Here is a 25,539-nt window from a genome sequence, read left to right as displayed (position 1 = left end):
TATAACACGGAGCGTGAAATTTTTGTTCGAAAAACATTGCTTTAAGCGGTACACCGTTCCCGTGTGGGAGGGGGCTTGTCCCCGACAGCGGTGTGTCATCCAACACCGGTATCAACTGGCCCACCGCCATCGGGGGCAAGCCCCCTCCCACATTTGATCTACCGCATCGTCAAGATCGTGATTAACCCCCCATAAACGCGAGCCATCACTAGTGCCGGCAACGAATTATCGTCACACTCCAGAACAGTTTTTCGCGGGCTCATCGGACAAGGAAGCGTCACCCCCCATGATTTCGATCTATCAGCTCAAGCCGCGTTTTCAAAACCTGATGCGTCCACTGGTGCAGCGCCTCTACGACAACGGCACCACCGCCAATCAGATCACCGTTTTGGCCGGCGTGATTTCGCTGCTGGTCGGCCTGCTGATCGCCAGCTTCGCCACCCACCTGTGGCTGTTCGCGCTGATCCCGCTGTGGATGATCCTGCGCATGGCGCTCAACGCCATCGACGGCATGCTCGCCAGGGAATTCGGCCAGCAATCGCGCCTGGGCGCCTACCTGAATGAGCTGTGCGACGTAATCGCCGACAGCGCGCTGATCCTGCCATTCGCACTGATCCCAGGTGTGAGCCTGGTGCCGGTGCTGCTGGTGGCGCTGCTGGCGGTGTTCAGCGAGTACGCCGGTGTGCTCGGTCCGATGGTCGGTGCTTCGCGCCGCTATGACGGGCCGATGGGCAAGAGTGATCGTGCCTTTGTGCTCGGCGTACTGGCCACCGGCGTGGCGCTGGGCTGGCTGGGCGTCGGCTGGGTCGACGCGGTGATGTGGCTGGTGGCCGCCCTGCTCGCCTACACCCTGGTCAACCGGGTGCGCCAGGGCCTTAAAGAACAACAAGAAACCTCACCGATTGCATAAGGATTTTTGCGATGCGCGAACAGCAAGAGCACACCTTCAGTACCCATGATGGCGTCGAGCTTTTTTATCGCCACTGGCCGGCCACGGAAACCACCGGTCAGCGCCAGGCCATCGTGCTGTTCCATCGCGGCCACGAGCATTCCGGGCGTATCGCCCACCTGGTGGATGAGCTGAACCTGCCGCAATTCGACTTCTTCGCCTGGGACGCCCGCGGCCACGGCCAATCCCCCGGCGAGCGCGGCGACAGCCCCAGCTTCGCCACCAGCGCCCGCGATGTGCAGACCTTCTGCGACCACATCGGCGCCACTTACGCCATCGAGGAAGAAAATTTTGCCGTCGTCGCGCAAAGTGTCGGCGCGGTGATTGCCGCGACCTGGGTGCATGATTACGCACCGAAAATCCGCGCGCTGGTGCTTGCCTCCCCGGCGTTCAAGGTCAAGCTCTACGTGCCCTTCGCCCGGCCGGGCCTGGCGTTGATGCGCAAGTTTCGCGGCAACTTTTTCGTCAACAGCTACGTGAAGGCCAGGTTCCTCAGCCATGACCCGGAACGCGTGGCGTCCTACGACAGCGACCCACTGATCACCAAGGCCATTTCGGTCAATGTGCTGCTGGGCCTGTACGAAGCCGCCGACCGGGTCGTAGCCGATGCCCAGGCGATCCAGGTGCCGACCCAGTTGCTGGTCTCCGGCTCCGACTTTGTGGTGCACCGCAAGCCCCAGCAACAGTTCTTCGACCGCCTGGGCAGCCTGAAAAAAGAGCTGCACATTCTCCCCGGTTTCTTCCACGACACCCTCGGCGAACGTGATCGCGCCACGGCTTTGAGCAGCGCCCGGCGCTTCATCCTGCAGAACTTCGAACACCCGCTGGATCGCGCTTCGCTGCTGGACGCCGACAAACTCGGCGCCACCTGCGCCGAATCCGAAGCCCTGGCCGCACCGCTGCCGCGCAACTCCCTGCGCGACCTGTACTGGCGCATGACCCGCGCCAGCATGGGCCTGGGCAAGAACCTGTCGGACGGGGTGAAACTGGGCTTCGATACCGGTTTCGACTCCGGCAGCACTCTGGACTACGTGTACCGCAACACGCCTACCGGCAAAGGCGGGCTGGGGCGGATGATCGACACCAATTACCTCAACTCCATCGGCTGGCGTGGTATTCGCCAGCGCAAGCTGAATGTGGAGGAACTGCTGCGCCTGGCCATGGCCAAGTTGCGCGGTGAAGATCGGGAAGTGCGCATCGTGGATATCGCCGCCGGCCACGGTCGCTACATCCTGGAAGCCTTGCAGGGCGTGTCGCCGCTGCCGGAATCGATCCTGCTGCGCGACTACAGCGACATCAACGTGCGCGACGGTGGCGCGTTGATTCGCGAGAAGGGTTTGGGGGATATCGCGCAGTTCGTCAAAGGTGATGCGTTTGATAGCCTGGACCTGGCGGCACTCGACCCCAAGCCGACCCTGGCGGTGGTGTCCGGGCTGTATGAATTGTTTGCCGATAACGGCATGGTCGGCGGTTCGCTGGCCGGGCTGGCCGAAGCGGTGGAGCCCGGCGGTTACCTGGTCTACACCGGCCAACCGTGGCACCCGCAGTTGGAATTGATCGCCCGTGCCCTGACCAGCCACCGCCAGGGCCAGGCCTGGGTGATGCGCCGGCGCAGCCAGGCGGAAATAGATCAACTGGTGGAGGCGGCCGGTTTCCGCAAAATCACCCAGCGTGTGGATGAGTGGGGCATTTTCACCGTGTCCCTGGCACAGAAGATCTGAACATGCGCGAACCCGGTTTATTGAAACCCGCGGTGCTGTGGCTGCTGCTATTGGCGCCGCTGTTCTTCAGCACCTACGGCTTTGCCACCTGGGTCACCAGCCAGCGCAGCGACGTCGGCACGCTGGTGTTCGGCTGGGAAACCCATATGCCGTTCTGGGCATGGACGATCGTGCCTTACTGGTCCATCGACCTGCTATATGGGTTTTCGTTGTTGTTGCCCAACACCCGGCATGAGCTGAAGCAACATGCACTGCGCTTGCTGAGTGCCCAGGTGATTGCCGTGAGCTGCTTCCTGCTCTGGCCGTTGCGCTTTACCTTCGAACGGCCGGAACTGGATGGTGTGTTTGGCTGGCTGTTTGCGGTGTTGGCCGGGTTCGACAAACCGTTCAATCAGGCGCCCTCGCTGCACATCGCGCTGCTGGTGATCCTGTGGGTCATGTACCAGCGCCACACCCAAGGCGTATGGCGTTGGCTGGTACATGGCTGGTTCGCGTTGATCGGTATTTCGGTGCTGACCACTTATCAACACCACTTTATCGACTTACCCACAGGCGCCCTCGCCGGGTGGATTTGTGTGTGGCTGTGGCCGGTGGAACATCCGAGCCCGTTGTTGAGTGCACGGCTGACGCGAGATCCCAAGCGCTGGCGGTTGGGCGTGCGCTATGGGCTTGGCGCGGTACTGTTGGCGATTCCAGCGTTTGTACTGGGCGGTTGGTGGCTGTGGCTACTGTGGCCGGCGGTTTCCCTCGCCTTGATCAAGGCCAATTACTTGGTGCTGGGGGCTTCGGGCTTCCAGAAACGCACTGACGGCCAACAGACGCCCGCCGCACGCTGGCTATATGCACCCTATCTGGCCGCCGCCTGGATCAACTCGCGCCTGTGGACACGCAAGCATCCACAGCCCGACCTGATTGTGGATAACGTCTGGCTCGGGCGTATTCCTACCACAAGCGAGCAAGTGCCCTTCAAGGCCATCGTCGACCTGTGTGCCGAATTACCGATTAATCCACAGGGGCGGGCCTATCAATCCATCCCGGTACTCGACCTGATCGCGCCCACGCCTGCCGAATGCCTGCAAGCCGCCCAAGCCATCGAACGTCTGCGCGCCAGCGGCCCCTTGCTGGTGTGCTGCGCCCTCGGCTACTCGCGCAGCGCTACCGCCGTCGCCGCCTGGTTGCTGCACACCCGGCGCGCCGCGACGGTAGAGCAAGCGCTGTCTATCATTCGTACAGCACGGACCGATGTGGTCCTGCGCCCCGCACACCGAGAAGCGTTGGAGGGATTGCCCCATGCCCGCTGATATGGAACTGCAGGTGGTCGCCAGCCTGCTGCGTCGTGGCCGTTCGCTGGATCAGTTATCCACAGGCCTGACGCTGGCCGGTGTGCTGTTCGGCATGGCGCAGTTGTTGATGGCGAGTATTTCGATCATCTGCCTGCTGCTCAGCCTGTGGATGATTATCCTCGGGCTGCTGCAAAAGTACTGGGCGCTGCGCGTGGCGTTCGACGCCGACCTGTTCGCCCTGCTGGCTCGCGACATCGAGCGCACGCCGGACCTCGACCAGGCCCTGGTGACGCTCGGCCTGCAATCGGCCAAGCGCATTGGCCGGCCCTGGGCTGAACGCCGTCGCGGCGCGCTTAAACTGTTGCGCAAACAAGCCTGGCTGCTCGGCGCGCAAGCGCTGCTGACCCTGGGCGTGATCCTCGCCAGCCCTTGGCTGCCTTTCGCCGGATAAGGAATCCCCATGTTCGAACCCGTGGTCGCCACGCTGATTACCTCCATGGCCCGCACCGTCACCGGCGCCCGCAGCCTGTGGCTTGGGTGCGCGCCGGTGCCGGTGCAACGCATCTACTTCGCCAACCACAGCAGCCACGGCGACTTTGTATTGCTCTGGGCGTCATTGCCGCAAAACCTGCGTAAATTCACGCGCCCGGTGGCCGGCAGTGATTACTGGAACAAAAGCGCCCTGCGCCGCTACATCATCAACCGGGTGTTCAACGGCGTGTTGATCGACCGCGAACGCAAGGACCCTGTGGATAACCCTCTACAGCCGATGCTCGACGCCCTGGAAGGCGGCGACTCGCTGATCATCTTCCCGGAAGGCACGCGCAACCTCGAAGACGGCCTGCTGCCGTTCAAAAGCGGCCTTTATCACCTGGCGAAAAGTTACCCACAGGCCGAGTTGATCCCCGTGTGGATCGCCAACCTCAACCGCGTCATGCCCAAGGGCCGCGTGCTGCCGCTGCCTTTGTTATGCACCACCAGTTTCGGCGCCCCGCTGCAATTGGAAGACGGCGAAGACAAAGCCGCCTTCCTGGCCCGTACCCGCGATGCTCTGCTCGCCCTTGCTCCGGAGCACGTCTGACATGGATAGCCAAACCCTGATGTTGTTCGGCGGTATCGGCGCGATTCTGGTGCTGGCCTCGCTGATCGGCCTGATCCTCAAACTGCGCACCCGTGGTACGCCCAACGCGGTGATCGACAACCTCAACGCCCGCATCAACGCCTGGTGGGTGATGGTGGTGGTCATCGGCATCGCCTTCTGGCTCGGCACCGGCGCGGTGATCTTGCTGTTCTACGCCGTCTCGTTCTACGCCCTGCGCGAATTCCTCACCCTCACCCCCACCCGCCGCAGCGACTATCCCGCGCTGGTCGCCGCGTTCTACCTGGCGCTGCCGCTGCAATACCTGCTGATCTATTCGGACTGGTACGGGCTGTTCTCGATTTTCATCCCGGTGTACGTGTTCCTGCTGCTGCCGATCCTCGCCTCCCTGGGTGGCGACAGCACGCACTTCCTCGAACGTGCCTCGAAAGTGCAATGGGGCCTGATGATCGCAGTGTTCTGCGTATCCTTCGTGCCCGCCCTGCTCACCCTCGACATCCCTGGCTACGAAGGCCGCAACCTGTTGCTGATTGCCTACCTGGTGATCGTGGTGCAACTGTCGGACGTGCTGCAGTACGTATGTGGGAAGTTGTTCGGGAAGCACAAGATCGCCCCCAACCTGTCGCCCTCCAAAACCGTCGAAGGCTTCGTCGGCGGGATTCTCCTGTCATCCCTGATCGGCGCAGCCCTGTGGTGGACCACGCCGTTCAACCCGTGGCAGTCGTTCCTGATTGCGCTGCTGATCAACCTGCTCGGCTTTGCCGGCGGCATCGTGATGTCGGCGATCAAGCGCGACCGGGGCGTGAAGGACTGGGGGCATATGATCGAAGGGCACGGCGGGATGCTGGATCGGTTGGATTCGGTGTGCTTTGCGGCGCCGATCTTCTTTCATCTTGTGCGCTACTGGTGGACCTGAGGTCCGCTCTAAAGCCAGATAACGATCTGGCAGGTGGTGAGCGGGCTTGCCCCGCGTTGGGCTGCGCAGCAGCCCCATGACAAACCGCGCCTCGGCGGCGCGGCGTATCAGTTGTGAGGTGCGCCTCACTTTTGTGCAACACGCCTGGCGGGACGGTGTATCGGCGTCATCTTTTGTATCAAAGACGCGTGTAAGATACGCCGCACTTAGCCAGGGATGCTCACCATGTTCGATTCGTTCAAAGCGATCAGCCGCCGTATTCTCGGTGCGTTATTGACTGTGGTGGGGGCCATCTTTGGCCAGTGGCATCCGCCGGTCTGGCTGCGTGCCGTGGGCCGTGGGCTGGCTAACCTGGGCAGCCAAGCCCGCGCTTATCCACGTCAAACCGGTGCCGGCGTAGTAGGCCTGGCGTTGCTGGCGGCCGCTGGTTTCTATGGGTGGCACTGGTATTCCAACCTGCCGCAACCACATACCGCGAGCTATTCGCTGCACAAACCGAACCTCACCGACTACACCCAGCCCACGCCGGTTGTGGATAACTTGCAGGTGCGCTTCGGCGAATCCGTGGCCCCGCTGGCGGCCATCGGCAAGCCGGTCACTGAGGGTATCACCCTGAAACCTGCAGTCGCAGGCACCTGGCGCTGGGCGGACGACCGCACCCTGTTGTTCGTCCCGGAAAACGACTGGCCCATCGACGCCCATTACACCCTCGACCTGGCGAAGAAAAACCTGCTGGCCGATGGCGTATTGCTGGACCAATACAGCACGCAGTTTTCCACCCAACCGTTCCGCGCCACCCTGGCGCAAAACGAGCTGTATCAGGACCCGTCCAACCCGACGCTGAAACAGCTGGTGGCGACCTTCCATTTTTCCCACCCGGTGGATGAAGACACCCTACGCAAGCGGGTGAGCGTGACCCTCGGCAAAGGCATGGCCTACCGCGACGCCCAGTTGCCCAACCGCCCGGAAATTACCTTCGACGAGAAGAAACTCAACGCCTACGTACGCTCCGCCGCCCTGGCCACGCCACTGGAAAGCACGCCAGTCAGCGCCCGGCTCGACGAAGGCATCAAGGCCCGCGACGGCGGCAACACCAGCACTGCGCCGCTGGTGGCGGAAGTCACCGTGCCCGGTCGCTATCGCCTGACCTTCACCGGGGCCGAAGTCAGCTTTGTCGACAACCAACGTGGTGAGCCGGAGCCCGTGCTGATGTTCAGCAGTTCCAGCGCCGTGGCCGATGAGACCATCGCTGGCAAGGTACAGGCCTGGCTCCTGCCGGAAAAAGCCCAGGACGACACGCGCCCCTATAGCAGCAACGACATCGATGACGCCCTGCTCGCCCGCAGCACCAAGGTCAACCTGACCCACGTGCCCAGCGTCGAGCCGCTGAACACCCTGCACGCCTTCAAATTCAAGGCCCCGGCCGGTCGCGCCCTGTATGTGCGAGTGCCCGCCAACCTGGAAGCCATCGGCGGCTACCTGGCAAAAAATCCTACGGCGTCGCTGATCAGCATGCCGGCGTATCCGCGTACCTTGCAGTTCCTGTCCGACGGCGCCTTGCTCAGCCTCAACGGCGAAAAACGCCTGGGCTTCATGGCCCGTGGCGTGCCCGGCGCCCATGTGGAAATCGCCCGCCTGCTGCCCAACCAATTGCAACACCTGGTGGACCAGAGCAGCGGCAGCTTTGCCCGGCCGAATTTCGGCAATGAGTATTTCGATCGCATGGTCGAGCGTCAGGCGTTGGATATCCCGCTGTCCTCCAATGACCCGGCGAAAACCGTCTACGACAATGTCGACCTCAGCCACTACCTCACCGCCAACGGCGGTCGGCGCGGCATTTTCGTGCTCAAGCTCAGCCCCCAGGACGACCCGGCCACGCGCACATTCGAGTACGAGCACAGCAGCACCAGCGACCTGCGTTTCATCGTGGTGACAGACCTGGGCATCATCGCCAAGCGTTCCAGTGATGGCAGCCATGACGTGTACGTGCAATCCATCGGCAATGGTTCACCAGTGTCCGACGCGCAAGTCGACATCATCGGGCGTAACGGTTTGCCGGTGAGCAGCGGCCGCACCGACGCCGAAGGCCACGCGCACTTCGCCAAGCTGGATGAACTGCGTCGTGAGAAAACGCCATTGATGTATGTGGTCACCCGCGGCAATGACCAGTCGTTCCTGCCGATCGCCCGCCAGTCCCAGCAGTTGGATTTGTCGCGTTTCGACGTAGGCGGCCTGGAAGAAGACGGTGCGAGTGATCGTCTCAGCGCCTACCTGTTTACTGACCGCGGCCTGTACCGGCCCGGTGAAACCGCGCACCTGGGCATGATCGTGCGCAGTGGCAACTGGAAGGGCATGCTGCAAGGCCTGCCGGTGGAGCTGCAAATCACCGACCCGCGTGGGCTGGAGGTGATTCGCCAGCCGTTGAAACTGTCCGCCAGCGGCTTTGAAACCTTTGATTTCCCCAGCAGCGAAGTCGCCCCCGCCGGGGAGTACACCGCGACCTTGCAGTTGATCGGCCAGAAGCAGACGCGCACCGACCTGGGCAGCGTGAACTTCAAGGTCCGCGACTTCGAGCCGGACCGCATGAAAGTCAGCCTGAGCCTGCATGACACGCCGGTGCAGGGCTGGATTGCACCGGACCAAGTGGTGGCCAAGGTCACCGCCATGCACCTGTTCGGCGCTCCGGCTGCGGGCCGTCGTGTCACCGCGAAGATGTCCCTGAGCCCGACGCTCGCGGCGTTTGATCGCTACCCGGACTACCGTTTCCGCCTTAACGATTCCCTGGAAGACGCCACGACCGAAGATCTGGCCGAAACCACCGTCGACGACAACGGCCAGGCCGTGATCGACCTCAACCTGCAACGCTTTGCCAACAGCACCTATCGCTTGCAGGTGATGACCCAAGTGTTCGAGGCCGAAGGCGGTCGCAACGTGGCGGCGCAAAGTGCCTTGCTGGTGTCGTCCGCGCCCTACCTGGTGGGTGTGAAAAGTCAGGATTCGCTGTCTTACGTCGCCAAGGATGCACCGCGCCAGGTGCAATGGCTGGCCGTCGCGCCGGACCTGACACCACTGGCGGTGGACGGCCTGACCAGCGAAGTGGTCGAGCACCGTTACGTGTCGGTGCTGGTGAAACAGTCCAACGGCACCTACAAGTACGAGTCACGCATCAAGAACATCAGCCAGCCGGCGTCACCGTTGGTGATGACGAAAGAAGGCGCCAAGCAGACGCTTAACACGTCGACACCGGGCGATTTCACCCTGCAGTTGAAGGACGCCAACGGCAACCTGCTCAACCAGATCGACTACAGCGTGGCCGGGCGTGGCAACACCTCGCGCTCCCTGGAACGCAATGCCGAGCTGCAACTGCGCCTGGATAAACGCAGCTATGCCACCGGTGATGAAATCGCCATCAGCATCCGTGCCCCGTACACCGGCGCCGGCTTGATCACTATCGAACGGGACAAGGTCTACACCCAGCAGTGGTTCAAGGCCGACAGCACCAACAGCGTGCAACATATCCGTGTTCCCGCAGGGCTTGAGGGCAATGCCTACGTGAACGTGCAGTTTGTGCGCGACATGGGCTCGGCCGAGGTGTACATGAGCCCGCTGTCCTACGGCGTGGTGCCGTTCAGCATCAACCTGGATGCGCGGCGCATGGCCTTGAAGGTGGAGGGTCCGGCGAAGATCGAGCCGGGGCAGACGCTGGATATCAAGGTCAACGCTGATCGCCCGGGCCGCGCCGTGGTATACGCCGTCGATGAAGGCATCCTGCAAGTAGCGCGCTATCAGACACCGGATCCGCTGGGCTTCTTCTTCCAGAAGCGTGCGCTGGAAGTCGGCACCAGCCAGATCCTTGACCTGATCCTGCCGGAATTCAGCCGCCTGCTCAGTGGGGCGGCGCCCGGTGGCGATACGGAGGGCGCCCTGGCCAATCACCTCAACCCGTTCAAGCGTAAACACCAGCCGCCGGTGGCCTGGTGGTCCGGGCTGGTGGACTTGCCGGCCGGCGAAACCGTGCTGCATTACCAGGTGCCGGACAGCTTCAACGGCAAGCTGCACCTGTTTGCGGTGGCCGTGGACAGCGACAGCGTGGGTGTGAGCGAAGCCAGCACCGACGTACGCGGGCCGATCGTGATCACACCGAACGTGCCGGCCTTTGTGGCGCCGGGGGATGTGTTCAACGTCAGCGCCGGGGTGTTCAGCAACCTCGACGCAGCGGCGAACGTGAAGTTTGAAGTGCAGACCAGTGACGGTCTGGTGGTGCAAGGCGATAAGGGCAGCACACTGTCCCTGCAACCGCGCAAGGAAGGCACGGCCGAGTTCAAGATCAAGGTCGGCGACACCCTTGGTTCGGCGGATTTGCGCTTTGTCGCGGTGTTGCCGGATGGCAAGCGCATCCAGGTCGCCGAAACCACCTCGATCCGCCCGCTGAGCGAACATCGCGTCGCCCTGAGCCTGGGTCGCTTCGACAGCGCCAGCAAAGAGCTGAAACCGACCCGCGAACTGTTCAGCCAACTGCGCGATGTGCAACTGGGCGTGGCCGCCTCGCCGCTGGTGTGGGCAAACGGCCTCAAGCATTACCTGGACGACTACGGCTACGCCTGCACCGAGCAACTGGTGTCCAAGGCCATGCCGGCATTGATCTGGGGCGGCAACGCCCCGGAAGCCGAGCAAGCGTTCGGCAGTGCAGTACGCATGCTGCGCCAGCGTCAGAACCAGGCCGGTGGCTTTGGCTTGTGGGCGGCCAACCCGGATGTGGCGCCCTACGCCAGCCTCTACGCCACCGACTTTCTGATCGAAGCCAAGGAGCGCGGGCTGCCAGTGCCGGAAGACCTGCTGGTGCGCTCGAATGCGTACCTGACCGATCTGGCCAATGGTCCCAGCGAAGGCCTGTCGGAATTGCGCAACCGCGCCTACGCCAGTTACCTGCTGAGCCGTCAGGGGGTTCTGGTGAGTGGTGCACTGAGCGATATCCGCGAGCGCTACGAAAGCTACTTCAAGGACACCTGGCAGAACGACCTGGGCGCCGCTTACCTGGCAGCCAGCTACAAGCTGCTCAAGCAGGATCGCCAGGCCGATACCCTGTTCCGCAAGGTGCCATGGCGCGCCCTTGTGGATAAGTGGGACAGCGACGGCCTGTATTACGACCCGCTGGTGCACGACGCCGAACACCTGCATCTATTGGCACGACACTTCCCGGAGCTGATGGACGATGTGCCTACAGCGCTGTTGGATAAACTCGGCAAACGTCTCAACGAACAGCGCTATAACTCGCTGTCGGCGGCCCTGTTGCTGCGTGCCCTGGACAACTACGGCCAGCGTGCGCAAAGCGACATGACCCTCAAGGCCACCGCCTGGCTGGGTGACAAGCAACAGCAATTGCTGGAGATGGCCGGCCAGCCGCCGCGCGCCGCCGTGCCGGGCAACACGCAAAAGCTGGTGATGGAAAAATCCGACGGCCCGACCGCGTTCTACATGCTCAGCGAAGCCGGTTTCGACAAGGGCGCCAAGCTCAAGCCGATCAACAATGGCCTGGACATCATCCACGAATACCTCGACCTCAAGGGCGAGCCCGTGAGCAAGGTTGCGGTGGGTGATGAGTTCCTGGTGCGCCTGCGCCTGCGCGCTACCGACCGCGATCAGGTACAGCAAGTGGCCGTGGTCGACCTGCTGCCGGGTGGCGTCGAGCCTGTGTATAACTTGCCGCCGGAGCCGGAAGCCGCCAGCACGGAGGAAAACGAGGGCGAAGAGTCCGAGTACGTGGAAGCAGACAGCCAGGAAGAGCAGAGCTGGCAAGCCCCCATCGGCGAAACCGAGCTGAGCAACTGGCAGCCGGACTACGTGGATGTGCGTGATGATCGCGTGGTGTTGTACGGTACCGCGCTGCGTGATGTCGGCACGTTCGTCTACCGTGTACGCGCCACCAACGCCGGCACCTTCAACACGCCACCGGCCTACGCCGAAGGCATGTACGAGACCACCCTGCAAGGGCGCGGCAAAGTAGGCCAGCTTGAAATTACCAAGCCTTAAGCGCCTGGCGCCGCCGCTGCTCGTAGCGGCGGCGGTGCTGGTGGGCCTGCGGCTCTGGCCCCATGCCCCGCTGGCACAGGCTGTCAGCTCATCGCGGGTAGTGTTGGCCGACGATGGTTCACTGCTGCGCATGACGCTGGCGGATGACGGTCAATACCGCCTGTGGCTACCGCTGGAGCGGATCTCTCCTTCGCTGGTCCAAGCCTTGCTGCTCAAGGAAGACCGCAATTTCTACTGGCATCCGGGGATCAATCCCCCGGCGTTGCTGCGGGCGGCCATGGCCACCTACAGCGGTGGCCAGCGCCAGGGCGGCTCGACCTTGAGCATGCAACTGGCCCGGCGCCTGTGGGACCTGAACACCCGCCAGGTGCCGGGCAAGTTGCAGCAGATGGCGCTGGCGCTGTGGCTGGAGGCACGCTACAGCAAGCACGATATCCTTGAGGCCTACCTGAACCTGGCGCCCATGGGCGGCAATATCGAAGGGGCTGAAGCCGCAAGCCGTATCTACTTCGGCAAGTCGGCGACGCAGCTGTCGCTGTCCGAAGCGCTGGCGCTGGCGGTGATTCCGCAACAGCCGGGGCGGCGGGCGCGCTTCGGGCCCTCACTGCAAGATGCGCGACTGCGCTTGATGGCGGACTGGCGCCAGACTTATCCACAGGACCCGCGCAACGGCAGCCTGCTCGATTTGCCTTTGGAAGCGCGCAACCGCCAGCAGATCCCGTTCCTCGCCCCGCACCTGAGTGAACAGCTGCTGGCTTCCCAAGCCGGCAATGAATTGAACAGCACCCTCAACCTGCCGTTGCAGCAACTGCTCGAACGCCTGATCACCGGGTTTATCGCCGAGCGGCGCAGCACAGGGGTGGAAAACGCCACGGCGATCCTGATCGACAGCCGTGACCAGAGCGTCAAGGCACTGGTGGGCTCGGCGGATTACTTATCCACAAACCTGCACGGTCAGGTGAATGGCGTGCTGTCGCGACGCTCGCCGGGGTCGACGCTCAAACCCTTTCTATACGGGCTGGCGCTGGACCAGGGGGTCATCCACCCCATGAGCATCCTTAAAGACTTGCCCAGTAACTTCGGCTACTTCCAACCGGAAAACTTCGACGGCAGTTTTGTCGGCCCGCTGACAGCGCGAGATGCGTTGATCCGCAGTCGGAACATCCCGGCGGTGTGGCTCGCCAGCCAAGTGAAGTCCCCGTCTCTATACGGATTGCTGCAACGCGCCGGCATCAAAGGCCTGCGCGACGAGAGCCACTACGGCCTGGCCCTGGCCCTCGGTGGCGGCGAGATGACCCCGGAAGAACTGGCGCGGTTGTATGTGATGCTGGCCGGTGACGGGCACCTGCGCCCGTTGCGCTATTTGCAGGAACAGCCGCAATCCACCGGCGCGCCGTTGCTCACGCCCCAGGCCGCGTTCATGGTGCGCGACATGCTGCGTCGCAACCCACGCCCGGATGGCCTGCCCGGCCGCCACTGGCGCACCGCCTGGAAGACCGGCACCTCCTGGGGCTTTCACGATGCCTGGAGCGCGGGGCTGGTCGGCCCTTACGTGCTGGTGGTGTGGGTGGGTAACTTCGATGGCCACCCGAACCCGGCGTTTATCGGTGCCAAGACCGCTGCGCCGCTGTTCTTCCGCATCGCCGACGCCCTGCCCCTGGCCTTGCCCAACACCGTCATCAAGCCTGACAAACCGCCCGCCGGGCTGGTGCGCATCGACGTCTGCGCCGCGTCCGGCGAGCTGCCCAACCGTTGGTGCCCGCAAACCCGCAAGACCTGGTACATCCCCGGCGTCTCGCCGATTCGCGTGTCGAACCTGCACCGCCCGGTGCTGATCGACACCCGCACCGGCAAGGCCGCCTGCCCGCCGTTCGATCCGCAGTACACCCGCGAAGAAGTCTTCGAATTCTGGCCCAGCGACGTGCAACGCCTGTACCGCGCCGCCGGCCTGCCCCGGCGCACGCCGCCCAGTGTGATGAAAAACTGCCAGCCCAACCGCCTGAGTGACCAGAGTGAAGCGCCGCAGATCCGCTCGCCACTGACCCAGGTGAGCTACCAGTTGCGCTTGTCTCAACCCCAGGAAAGCATCCCGCTGAATGCCAATGCGGCCAGCGATGCGGCGACGCTGTATTGGTTTGCTGATCAAACCTTGATCGGCCAGGGTTCGCCGCAGACCACGCTGAACTGGCGGCCGGGCAAGTCGGGGGAGTATCGGTTGCGGGTCAGTGATGATCAGGGGCGCAGTGCGAGCCGGGGGTTGAAGGTGGAGTTTGTACCTTAGGGGGACTGCCGCACTTAACGTAGTTTGATTCCCCTCTTCCCCGAGTTGATGCTGGAGACCCTATCGGGCCTCCAGGGTGTGGCGGGTTACTCCACCGTCACCGACTTCGCCAGGTTACGCGGCTGGTCCACGTCGGTGCCTTTAAGCACGGCCACGTAGTACGACAGCAATTGCAGCGGGATGGTGTAGAGAATCGGCGACAGGGTGTCGTGGATGTGCGGCATGTTGATGACATGGGTGCCTTCACCGTTGGTCATGCCGGCCTTTTCGTCGGCGAACACCACCAGTTGGCCGCCACGAGCGCGGACTTCCTGCAGGTTGGACTTGAGCTTCTCCAGCAGTTCGTTGTTCGGCGCCACGGTGACCACGGGCATGTCGTCATCCACCAGGGCCAATGGACCATGCTTGAGCTCACCGGCCGGGTAGGCTTCGGCGTGGATGTACGAGATTTCCTTGAGCTTGAGCGAGCCTTCCATCGCCACCGGGTATTGCGCGCCACGGCCGAGGAACAGGGTGTGGTTCTTGTCGGCGAACAGCTCGGCGACTTTTTCCACGGTGCTGTCCATGGCCAGGGCTTCACCCAGGCGGGTTGGCAGGCGGCGCAGTTCTTCGACCAGGGTGGATTCGACGCCTTCGGCGAGGGTGCCGCGAACCTGGCCCAGGGACAGGGTCAGCAACAGCAGGCCAACCAGCTGGGTGGTGAAGGCTTTGGTGGACGCCACGCCGATCTCACGACCGGCCTGGGTCAGCAGGGTCAGGTCGGATTCACGCACCAGCGAGCTGATGCTGACGTTGCAGATGGCCAGGCTGGCGAGGAAGCCCAGCTCTTTGGCATTGCGCAGCGCGGCCAGGGTGTCGGCGGTTTCACCGGACTGGGAGATGGTCACGAACAGGGTGTCAGGCTGCACCACCACTTTGCGGTAGCGGAACTCGCTGGCAACTTCCACTTGGCACGGGATGCCGGCCAGTTCTTCGAGCCAGTAACGGGCAACCATACCGGCGTGGTAGCTGGTGCCGCAGGCGACGATTTGCACGTTGCGCACTTTGGCGAACAGCTCGGCAGCTTGTGGGCCGAAGGCATTGACCAATACCTGGTGCTGGCTCAGGCGACCTTCGAGGGTGCGTTGCACCACTGCGGGTTGCTCGTGGATTTCCTTGAGCATGAAGTGGCGGTACTCGCCCTTGTCGGCCGCTTCGGCACCGTCGCGGTATTGCACGGCTTCGCGCTCGACGGACTGACCGTTGACGTCCCAGATCTGCACGCTTTCACGGCGGATATCAGCAATATCACCTTCTTCCAGGTACATGAAGCGGTCGGTGACCTGGCGTAGCGCCAGTTGGTCGGAGGCGAGGAAGTTCTCGCCCAGGCCCAGGCCGATCACCAGCGGGCTGCCACTGCGCGCGGCAACCACGCGGTCGGGCTGGCTGGCGCTGACCACGGCAAGGCCATAGGCGCCGTGCAGTTCCTTGACCGTGGCCTTGAGGGCAACCGTCAGGTCACCAAGGTCCTTGAGCTTGTGGTTGAGCAGGTGGGCAATGACTTCGGTGTCGGTGTCCGAGGTAAATACGTAGCCCAGGCCCTTGAGTTGTTCGCGCAGTACTTCGTGGTTTTCGATAATGCCGTTGTGGACCACGGCCAGGTCGCCGGAGAAATGCGGGTGGGCATTGCGTTCGCACGGTGCACCGTGGGTCGCCCAGCGGGTGTGGGCAATGCCCAGACGGCCTACCAGCGGCTCGCCAAGCAGCGCTTGCTCCAGCTCGCTGACCTTGCCCGGGCGGCGCATGCGCTCAAGTTTGCCGGCATTGGTGAAGACGGCCACACCGGCGCTGTCATAGCCACGGTATTCAAGGCGCTTGAGGCCTTCGAGCAGGATGGGAGTGATGTTGCGTTCAGCGACTGCGCCTACGATGCCACACATGGTGTTTCTCCTAGATGATTGCCGCGCATATCAGCGTAATGCCGCGGGCTTGGATCTGGTCGCGGGCCTCGAGCGGCAGGCGATCATCGGTAATAAGGGTATGGACGCTGCTCCAGGGCAGTTCCAGGTTGGGAATCTTGCGGCCGATCTTGTCGGACTCGACCATCACCACCACTTCACGGGCGACCTCGGCCATGACGCGGCTCAGGCCCAGCAATTCGTTGAAGGTGGTGGTGCCGCGCTCCAGGTCGATGCCATCAGCCCCAATGAAAAGCTGGTCGAAGTCGTAGGAACGCAGTACTTGCTCGGCGACCTGGCCCTGGAATGAATCCGAATGCGGGTCCCAGGTGCCGCCGGTCATCAGCAGCACCGGCTCGTGTTCCAGTTCGCTCAAGGCACTGGCCACGTGCAGGGAGTTGGTCATCACCACCAGGCCGGGCTGGTGGCCCAGTTCAGGGATCATCGCGGCGGTAGTGCTGCCGCTGTCGATAATGATGCGGGCGTGTTCGCGCAGGCGCATCACAGCCGCACGGGCGATGGCGCGCTTGTACACCGAGATGGGTTGGGTGGCGTCGCCCACCAGTTCCTGGGGCATGGTGATCGCGCCGCCGTAGCGACGCAGCAGCAGGCCGTTGCTTTCCAGGGCAGCCAGATCTTTACGAATCGTAACTTCCGACGTTTCGAAACGCTTGGCCAACTCGTCCACGCTGACTTCGCCCTGTTCATTGAGCAAGGTCAGGATGTTGTGGCGCCGCTGGGGTGTATTTCGTTTCGACATGGTGATGATAAGTTTCGTTTCGAAAGATAACGAAGGCAATCAAAACCTATTGTCGCGAAGTCGTCAAGCGCCAGCTGGAGTTTTCAGCAATGCAGAGCGGGCCCGACGCTCGGCGAGGGGTCAATGCGGACTCAAGCAATCGCCGGCTGCCGCCCCATGGAAAGTGCCGGCGTGACAATGCCAATGTTCACCAGGTAAGCCAGGATATCGTCTGCGATTTGCTCGGGTGCCTTGCCGCTGGTGTCGATTTCCAGGTTGGCCTGGGTGGGTACTTCGTAGGGCGAGTGAACGCCGGTGAAATTGGGCAAGCTGCCCGCCCGGGCTTTTTTGTATAAGCCCTTGGGGTCGCGACGTTCGCATTCCTCAAGCGGGGTGCTGAGGTAAATTTCCACATATTCATTGTGATTGAGGATGTTTTTCACGAATTCGCGATCCTTGCTGTAAGGCGAGATAAACGCACACAGCACGATCAGCCCCGCGTCGGTAAACAACCTGGACACTTCCCCGACGCGACGGATGTTCTCCACCCGGTCTTCGGCGGAAAACCCCAAATCCTTGTTCAACCCCTGACGCAGGTTATCGCCATCCAGTACATAGGTATGGCAGCCCATACGGTTGAGCAACTGGTCCAGCGCATTTGCGACGGTCGATTTGCCGCTGCCGCTCAAACCGGTGAACCATACGGTGCAGGGCTTGTGGCCCTTCAAGGTGGAGCGGTCGGTTTGATCCAAATGGTATTCCTGCCAGCGCGTATTGTTCATAAGAGTTCCTTTCTTCACCAAAACCAATTCAGGCCGCCTGCTTGATCAGGAATGCCAGGGTTGCCTCACAGATGCCGTGCAATTTTTGCTTGTCGACGGCCGTCTCATAACGGTCATCGATATGATGGAAAAAGCCGTTCCCACCCTGAATCGACAGATAGTCATCACCGCGCGGGATGAATGCGCCCTCACCGGACGGCTCTCCACCGGTGGGCGCGACAATGTCGGGGGCTGCCTCGGCGCGTTGCAGCTGTTCCAGGTAGTGTTCTTGAAGTGGCGTCGTGGAGGCCTGCATGAAAAACAGCGGGTCCTGTGCGGCGGCAAAGTTGGCGCCCAGGTGTAGCCACAGATGAACCTTTGGCCCCTGCGCCCATTCGGCACTCGCGTGTTGCATGCCCAAGTAGCCGAGTTCGTGCCCGCAGGTCACCAGGAATACAACGGAGCGCGACAGTTCGATATCGCTCAGCCGCTGTGCCATATGAAGCAGGCAGGCGACGCCACCACCGCGCTCGGAAGCGCAATGCCACCAGCCGGTTCGGGGGGTAAACACAATGATGGGCGACAGATGCGGTTGGGTGCCGTGCTTCGTCGCGATGATGTTGGTCGACTGCGCCGGGGCAAAACACAGGCTCGACTCGATTCTGGCCCTGCCGTGAGTCTTGAGCAGGCTGCGTATAAGGTCGCGGTGTTCACCGGAGACAAAAAAACCCGGCTGGGCAAAGGGCGTTTTGAATTCATCGGCATTGAGTGGCGTCAGCCCAGCAAGCGACCCCATGGTAAAAATGATCATGGCGGCGGCGCCCGACGATTGCTTCAGGTCCGCCAATTGCTGATTGCCCATCGTCGACACTTGAGCCAGACGGATATCGCAGGGCTCGGAAAAGCCAATGGTGCCTTCCAGATTCATATGCTCAGGCAGCTGCGTATCCTGGCACGGCATCAGCTCAAATCGATTCTCGCCCAGCAGCAGCCAGCACTGATGGGTCTGCACGGTGGTAAAGGCCAATGCCTGAGTGCGCACTTCGAGCCCCGCCTCGCTTAAAAGCCCTTGCATCCACTCGGAAACCAGAGGGTCCTGGGGCTGACCTGTTCGATGGGGGCCCATCCCATCGTAGGTTTTCAACAGTTCGCTGATAAGGCTCATCCTTTGACTTCCTTATGCCTACAGGGATAACCCGAATTGTTTTTGCATAGAGCAGGCACTCGCCACTTGCACCAACAGCGCATCGGCACCGGCTTGTACGTTGACGGGAAGGTTGGGCAGGTTGGTAACCAGCGCCAGCAGCTTCTTGGTGTCGTAGAACGGCAATGACTGCGCCTCGGTGCTGCTAAGGGTGTCGCAGATAAACTCCTGCAATGCGCCGAAGCTGTGCCGGGAAACCGTTGGGGCCATGAACGGTTGTTTCTGGCGGTCGTAGACGCGCTGAGGGATCAACTCCCGTGCTGCCTCGCGCAACAGATGTTTTTCGCGATCAAGATGGATTTTCTGGTGCACCGGCAACCGGGCGCAAAACTCGGCCAGGGGGTGATCAAGAAACGGCGGGCGACCTTCAATCGAATGGGCCATTTCCATCCGGTCGCCAAGCACGCTGAGCATGTAGTTGGGAAACGAGGTCTTGCACCACAGGTACAAAGACTGATTCACCGCATCGCGCCCTCTGAGCCGGGCGCTGACATCGATCCCGTCCAGAAACGCCGCGATACTGTCGCGCCCGCTGAGCATCTGCGAGAACGCCGGGGTATAAAACGAGGAATACAGCTTGAAGCGCCGGATACTGCCCGCCAGTTGCGCCGGGATGTAGCCCAGCATGGCTTTGATATAGGCAAGTTCGCTGCCCGACTCCTCCGAGAGCAGCAACCCGATAGACGTTTTGTTGGCCTGCTTCAACTGCTCAAGCTTCAGATTCACGGCATCCTGGCCCAGTATCGCGGCGCTGGTGGTCAACATGTCCTGACGGAAGATGGGATAGCCGGCGAGAATTTCATCGGCGCCTTCACCGGTCAGGACCACCTTGATCCCCTGCTCGCGCACCTTACTCGACAAGATGTACTTGGCCACCCCATGGGGGTTGATGAACAGCGACTCGGCGTGCCGGACCGCCTGGTCAAAATGGTCCGCCAGGTTCTGCTGTGTCACATCGACCCGATGCAAACGTGAACCAGCCAGCGCGGCCATTTCCTCAGCCATCGCGTATTCGTCGTACAGGTCATCATCGAAGGAGATGGTGAAGGCTTCCAGCTTCCTGGCACTGAGGCTGTTGGCCATCCCCAGGATGCTGCAGGAGTCCAGGCCACCACTGAGGTAGCAACCTACGGGCACATCCGCTTCCAGGCGCACCTTCACCGCATCGGTAAAGAGTTGCCGGAATTCTTCAACATAATCGGCACTGGTACGGCGGTCGGCCTCCAGTTGCTGCGTCGTCAAATAGTCAAGGTCCCAATAGCTGACCGTGCGCAGGTGTCCCTGGGTGACCAGAATGAAATGGCCAGGTGCAACCTGCTTGATGTTTTTGAAGAATGTGCGGTCGTTGTGCAGGATGCCTGAGTCGAAGTCGTACACGCTCTCTACATCCCACTCGGCCGGCGCGCCCATGGCCAGCAGGGCTTTGATTTCCGAGGCGACCATGAATTTTTCCTGGTCCTGGTAGTAGAACAACGGCTTTACGCCAAACCGGTCGCGGGCGGCAAACATCTGCTGTTTGCGCCGGTCCCAGATGACGAACGAGAACTCGCCGCGCAGGTGTTCAAGGCAGGCCGAGCCGTATTCCAGATAGAGCGCCAACAGCACTTCACTGTCTGAGTGAGTCTGGAACGGATAGCCCTTTTGCTGCAGGCTCGCGCGCAATTGGCGGTGGCCGTAGATTTCACCATTCACCACCGCAACAACATCGTGCGCGGCGCTCAACAGCGGCTGATGTCCGCCTGCCAGGTCGACGATGCTCAGACGGTTGTGGGCCAGCACGACCTTGCCATCCTCCGAGCTCCAGAGCCCACGGTCATCGGGCCCGCGGTGCTGCATCGTGTCCATCGCGCGATGCACATGTTGAAGAGCGAGCGGTCCTTGCGTCATAACGCCGAAAATTGCGCACATATCAATCCCTGCCTGATAAAAGTATTAACAGCCCACTAAGGTCTTTTGGAGTCGCGAAGCTTTTGCGAGGTGGTGCGGATATCCCAGACCAACCCCACCTTACCCAGCAGGCGAATAATCAGCCCGGTTATATCCAGCTGCCACCATTCAACCCGGGTCGTGGCAGAAGCCGGGAAAGCATGGTGATTGTTGTGCCAGGAGGCACCGAGGGTTGGTAGCGCCAGCCAGGCGTTGTTGGTGCTTTTTTCCTGAGTGACGAAGGGCCTGGAGCCGAAGCGGTGGCACACTGAGTTAACGATGTAGACACCGTTTTGCACGCACCAGATGCGCGCCAGCCCCGCCAGCACAAAGCCATTGAGCACTCCCTGCCAAGTCCCCGCCAGCGCCCCGCAGATCGCAGCCGGCAGTGCCAGCCCGAGCAGTACCCAGTACAAGTAATAGTGCGTTACGAACGCGACGGTTTTATCGCGCACCATATCGGAGGCAAACGCGGCGACGTTCACGTACTGATCACCGAACGACCAGCCAACATGGGCATGCCAGAGCCCGCGCAACCCCTTGAGCGCGCCACGATGATCGAACCACGGCGAGTGGGTATCCAGTTCGGTATCGGTGTATTGGTGATGGCGTCGATGGTTAGCGACCCAGAATGCCACCGGCCCCTGGGCGGCGGTCGCGCCCATGATTGCCAGGATCAGCTTGCCGGCCGTGCCGGTCTTGAACGCACGATGAGCAAAGAAGCGGTGGTAGGCGCCTTCGATGCCGAAGAAACTCAGCACATACATCAGCACGAACACACTGACATCGACCCAGCTGAAACCACGGGTCAGGCCGATGTACAAGGCCGCACACACGCCCAGCAACGGCAGCCCGTTGAACAACAGGCTCAGCAACCGCTGGCGGCGGATTAAGACCGGATTGCTCAGGGTAACGCGCACACTGGCGGTGGCCGGCGTCTCCTCGGTCACAGGCCGGCGCAATGGTGGCGGCATATTCACGTTCATAGCGTCATTCCTTGTCCCGGACATGGCTCACTCCAGAATCCCGTTAAGCACAGCGACCACTTGCTCCGGGCATTCCACATGCAGGTTGTGGCCGCCCTCCAGCGTATGGATGCGCTGCGGCGCGACGGCCGCGTGGAACACCTCAAGGTCGGCTTTTCGGTTGGAGCGGCTTTTCGAACCCAGGACCAAATGGGTTTCCAAAGGCAGGCCCTGCAGTAGCTCGATGTACTCAAGCCTGCTGATGCCCAGCCCCATTCCCGCCCGAAAACGCAGGCGCGCATCCCAGGTCCAGCAGATGCCCTCTGGCGCAGGCCGGGTAATGCGTCGCGCCAATTCAAGCGCCTGGGCCGGCAACAGGCTGGGTGTGACTGTGCGCAGGCGCGAGGCGGCCTCTTCAAGGTCGGCCATGGGTTTGTGCACGTGCTGCGTCTTGAGAAACTCGACAAGCTCGCGGTAGCGCTCCACCTGCGGCGTGAAGCGTTGCACCGGTAACACCGGCTCAACCAGGGTCAAGCTCTTGACCGCCTGCGGGAACGCCGAAGCGTAGGCCACCGCGATAACCGAGCCGAACGAATGGGCCACCAGATGCAGGGGCGCCATTGCGTATTGCTGATGAATGGCCTGCATATCCAGCACGTAGTCGAGCAGCGTCGCCAATTGCTCGGACGAGCCATGACCGCTGCGGCCGTGCCCGCGAATGTCGGGGGCCACGTAGCGGCGGGAGCTCAGATCCAAATGCTGTACCAGCGAATCCCACACGGGCCCCTGTTCCAGCAGCCCATGCAGGAACAACATCGAAGGCGCAGACGACGGCGCCCCCCACTCACTGACGCACATCGGTTCGGCCAACGAGGTGACAAACGACTCTCGCCGCTGGACACCGAGCGCGGCAGGCATCGGCGCATACCCCAGCCGTCGGGCCAGCGCCTGGGTCTGGGCGCTGAGCGCGCGCGGGCTCGCTTGGTTTTTCCACGCATCGGCCAATCGCGGGTCGATGGCTTCACGAGTCTTGAAATTTGGGTCCTCAATGGCCATGGAGGTCGCGTGCACCCCGTCACTCATGCGGTCCTGGGCATAGGGGTTCAACATGGCGGCGTCGTAATCGACGCCGAGGAAATCACACAAGCGACGGATAACCGGCTCGGGTTCGCGCACCAGGTCTTCGTAACAAATGTGGATAACCCGCTGCGGATCGACATGCGCCTGGAAAAAATCGAGCACATTCTGGTTGCCGCTCTGCCAGATCTTCTGCGCCGTGGAAAACCCATCCTCGGCCTCGGCCCCAATCAGCTTGTGCATACGCATGCGGGTAAACGACTCGATGACCGGCAGGGGATGACGCACCAGGTGAATATAACGCGGCCGCTCGAACTGGCTTTCAGCATTGACCAATGCCTGCGCCGAAGAGGCGTAACTGGGCGATTTGTCCACCAGCAACGGGCACCGGGTGTGGTCGAGCAAAAATTGGTACACCTCGCTGACCGGCGTATTTTCACGCACCCAATGGTCGATGCGTTCACTGGCGGCCTGGGCATCTTCCAAAAAAATTTCCATCAGTGCGCGCTGCAAGCCCTGATCGAAATAGTTGGACTCGGACGCGGCTTTCCATTCGCCAATGGTCGCGTAGGCCAACAGATGCAATTCAGGCGGAGCAAAGATCTGTGGGTGGCCCTGGACCATTGCGCGTAGCAAGGTGGAACCCGAGCGTGGGCTGGACAGCAGGAACACAACGCCTTCCCTGACCTTGATGTCGGCATCAATGACCGGCAGCTCAGCGGGGAAAGCCTGCGCACCGGCAAGCGACTCGTCGTCATCCACGGTTGCACCTGGAGCGTCGGTACTGAACAGCTGCTCATACAGGTAGCGGGAAAACAGGCGAATGCTGTTGTGGGTGAAAATCTCACGGGGATAAATGATGAAATCCAGGTCGCGTTTGACCTGACTCAACAGCTCCATCAGTACCAGTGAGTCTAGGTTCCATTCGCTGATATTGCTGTCGAGCGTCAATGGCGCATCGCGGCTGTCGGAAAAACGCTGGAACAGTTCGCTGAGGTACTGTTCCAGGCAACTGATCGCCGCCTCGCGATCCTTCAGACCTGCCAGGTGTTTGAGCAGCCTGGATTGAGGGCCGGCACTTTGCGCGGGTGCTTGCGCTACCAGGTCCGCCAGCAACCGGCTGCCCAGCTTGTGACCCACCAGACGTTGGATGGTGACCCAATCGACCTCGGCGATCAGTTGCTGTCGCGGGCCGCCATTCAGGCCGCGCAACGCTTGCAGGGCCTGCTCGGGCACCAATGGCTGAACGCCAAGAGATGCCCAAATACCCGCGGCATCCTGTCCGTGACGGGTGGCCATGCCGACATTGAGCATCGGCCCCCAATTGATGCAGAACACCTCAGCTTGGCGCCCACGGGCCAACTGATCCAGAAACTCGTTGGCAGCGCTATACATGCCCGCCCCACGCGTACCGATCACCGAAGCGATGGACGAAAAAAAACAATGACGAATATCGGGCGCGTCGAAAAACTCCAACAAGTTGATCGCGCCCATCAACTTGCCCTGAAGCACCTCGATGTCTTGCTGGGTATCACTGTCGACGAACAAACCCTCATGCAGGCTGCCGGCCAGGTGAAAAACGCTGTCGATGCTGATGTCCTGAGCAGCCAGGGTGGCTTTGAGGTCAGCGAGGGCCAGCGGACGGGTAATATCGACGACGCTGTAGATGACCTCCTCCCCCAGCGCTTGCCGCACGGCAATGCGTGAATGAGCGGTTCGTCCCACCGCCACGATCTTGCCCGCACCCTGGCTGCGCAAAAAATGCACCAGCTCTCGCCCCAGCGCCCCCATACCACCCACCACCAGACAATTACCCCATGGGCGCGACTTGGCCTCCACGTCGGGTGCGGGGCGCAACGCGAGCGCGGGAAAGTAGACGCGGTCCTCAACCAGTTTGACCTGACGCTCGCTGCCCGACGCCACCGCCAGGAGGTGTGCCAGGCTTTGCTGGCGGTCGGCTCCCTGGTCTACGGTGGTGACCGTGGCAAGGTCCAGCTCCAGGTTCAGCGCTTTACCCAAGCCATGGAAGATCGCCGGCAGTGGCAACCAGCCCGGGCTTTGGTCGCCGGTACTTATCGCGCCGTGGGTCAGGAAAAGCAGGTTCAAATCATCCGACTCAATCCTGTTCAGAACATCGCGCAGCTCGCTCAGCAACGTCGCCAGCCGTGCAAAATCATCATGGGACGGCGAGTCATCAGTGGCCCACAGTGTCGCGACATCAACCACCAGTGTCAGCGGGTCCTGCCGGGCCAGCTCAGCCAGGCGAGCACTCAGCGTCGCAGTGGATGGGCCGCTCGTACTGCGCTCGTGCATGGTGCCACAGCGTAACCGCTCAAGCAGGTAAGGGTCGGCTGTCCAGGCCAGGACAGTGCGGGGTGCGACGCGGGGGGCCGCTTGCAGGTAATCCTGCAGCTCGGCGGAACGCCAGCACACGTCATACGCACTGACGCCCTGGTGATGGCTGCGCGGAGTAAAGTCCGCATCCACCGCGTAATCATCATGCAGCCGTGCGACCACTGCCATCAGCTGTTGCCGGGTAAACCCTTCCAGTTGCGTCAACAACGAACTATCCACACTCATTCCCTATTCCCGACCATGACCCTGATTACGCGCGACCCGCCCGGGCCTGCGTGATGACACGCGCCAGCTGG

15 protein-coding genes are annotated in these 25,539 nt (G+C 61.9%); 8 read left to right on the top strand and 7 right to left on the bottom strand.

Annotated elements, in window-relative coordinates; genetic code table 11:
• Positions 1–286: 286 nt before the first annotated feature.
• The 8 genes from BM026_RS00805 (at position 287) to pbpC (ending at position 14,279) form a co-directional block, all read left to right on the top strand.
• A complete protein-coding gene (locus BM026_RS00805) occupies positions 287–910 on the top strand; it encodes a CDP-alcohol phosphatidyltransferase family protein (RefSeq protein ID WP_093527113.1) in 624 nt (207 codons plus the stop codon).
• A gap of 11 nt (positions 911–921) precedes the next feature.
• On the top strand, positions 922–2,670 hold the full coding sequence (locus BM026_RS00800; RefSeq protein WP_093527111.1) for a bifunctional alpha/beta hydrolase/class I SAM-dependent methyltransferase: 1,749 nt from the start codon (positions 922–924) through the stop codon (positions 2,668–2,670).
• Positions 2,671–2,672: 2 nt separating this feature from the next.
• On the top strand, positions 2,673–3,971 hold the full coding sequence (locus tag BM026_RS00795) for a phosphatase PAP2/dual specificity phosphatase family protein (RefSeq protein ID WP_093527109.1): 1,299 nt from the start codon (positions 2,673–2,675) through the stop codon (positions 3,969–3,971).
• Positions 3,961–4,404 carry a hypothetical protein gene (locus BM026_RS00790; RefSeq protein ID WP_071490876.1) on the top strand — a complete coding sequence of 148 codons (444 nt, stop codon included), beginning with the start codon at positions 3,961–3,963 and terminating at the stop codon, positions 4,402–4,404. The genes BM026_RS00795 and BM026_RS00790 overlap by 11 nt, the downstream gene beginning before the upstream one ends.
• 9 nt (positions 4,405–4,413) lie before the next feature.
• The gene (locus BM026_RS00785; RefSeq protein ID WP_071490877.1) at positions 4,414–5,034 is read left to right on the top strand and encodes a lysophospholipid acyltransferase family protein; all 621 of its coding nucleotides are present in this window, start codon (positions 4,414–4,416) and stop codon (positions 5,032–5,034) included.
• A gap of 1 nt (position 5,035) precedes the next feature.
• Positions 5,036–5,968: a phosphatidate cytidylyltransferase gene (locus BM026_RS00780; RefSeq protein ID WP_017528659.1), complete on the top strand. Its 933-nt coding sequence runs from the start codon at positions 5,036–5,038 to the stop codon at positions 5,966–5,968.
• A gap of 225 nt (positions 5,969–6,193) precedes the next feature.
• Positions 6,194–11,998, top strand: coding sequence for an MG2 domain-containing protein (locus BM026_RS00775; RefSeq protein ID WP_093527357.1), 5,805 nt, complete (start codon positions 6,194–6,196; stop codon positions 11,996–11,998).
• The gene (pbpC, locus tag BM026_RS00770) at positions 11,979–14,279 is read left to right on the top strand and encodes a penicillin-binding protein 1C (protein ID WP_093120225.1); all 2,301 of its coding nucleotides are present in this window, start codon (positions 11,979–11,981) and stop codon (positions 14,277–14,279) included. The genes BM026_RS00775 and pbpC overlap by 20 nt, the downstream gene beginning before the upstream one ends.
• Positions 14,280–14,365: 86 nt before the next feature.
• Here pbpC and glmS read toward each other — a convergent pair whose 3' ends face one another.
• The 7 genes from glmS to BM026_RS00735 form a co-directional block, all read right to left on the bottom strand.
• Complete coding sequence (glmS, locus tag BM026_RS00765; RefSeq protein ID WP_092241519.1) at positions 14,366–16,198, bottom strand: glutamine--fructose-6-phosphate transaminase (isomerizing); 1,833 nt, start codon at positions 16,196–16,198, stop codon at positions 14,366–14,368.
• Between the two features lie 10 nt (positions 16,199–16,208).
• Positions 16,209–16,976 (bottom strand): DeoR/GlpR family DNA-binding transcription regulator, encoded by a 768-nt coding sequence (locus BM026_RS00760; protein ID WP_058424356.1) that lies wholly within the window; start codon positions 16,974–16,976, stop codon positions 16,209–16,211.
• Between the two features lie 131 nt (positions 16,977–17,107).
• Positions 17,108–17,737, bottom strand: coding sequence for an adenylyl-sulfate kinase (cysC, locus tag BM026_RS00755; protein WP_093514239.1), 630 nt, complete (start codon positions 17,735–17,737; stop codon positions 17,108–17,110).
• Positions 17,738–17,765: 28 nt separating this feature from the next.
• Positions 17,766–18,881 (bottom strand): M28 family peptidase, encoded by a 1,116-nt coding sequence (locus tag BM026_RS00750; RefSeq protein WP_093514240.1) that lies wholly within the window; start codon positions 18,879–18,881, stop codon positions 17,766–17,768.
• An 18-nt stretch (positions 18,882–18,899) separates the two neighbouring features.
• Positions 18,900–20,828 (bottom strand): asparagine synthase (glutamine-hydrolyzing), encoded by a 1,929-nt coding sequence (gene asnB / locus BM026_RS00745; RefSeq protein ID WP_093514241.1) that lies wholly within the window; start codon positions 20,826–20,828, stop codon positions 18,900–18,902.
• 35 nt (positions 20,829–20,863) lie between these two features.
• On the bottom strand, positions 20,864–21,832 hold the full coding sequence (locus tag BM026_RS00740) for an acyl-CoA desaturase (RefSeq protein WP_158243782.1): 969 nt from the start codon (positions 21,830–21,832) through the stop codon (positions 20,864–20,866).
• A 27-nt stretch (positions 21,833–21,859) separates the two neighbouring features.
• Entirely contained in the window at positions 21,860–25,468 is a 3,609-nt protein-coding gene (locus BM026_RS00735; RefSeq protein ID WP_093527107.1) for an alpha/beta fold hydrolase, read from the bottom strand.
• Positions 25,469–25,539 lie beyond the last annotated feature (71 nt).

This window comes from Pseudomonas sp. NFPP24, assembly GCF_900112095.1.
GTDB classification, from domain to species: domain Bacteria; phylum Pseudomonadota; class Gammaproteobacteria; order Pseudomonadales; family Pseudomonadaceae; genus Aquipseudomonas; species Aquipseudomonas extremorientalis.
The sequence above is the reverse complement of the archived record's forward strand: the minus strand, read 5'-3'. Positions and strand labels throughout refer to the sequence as shown.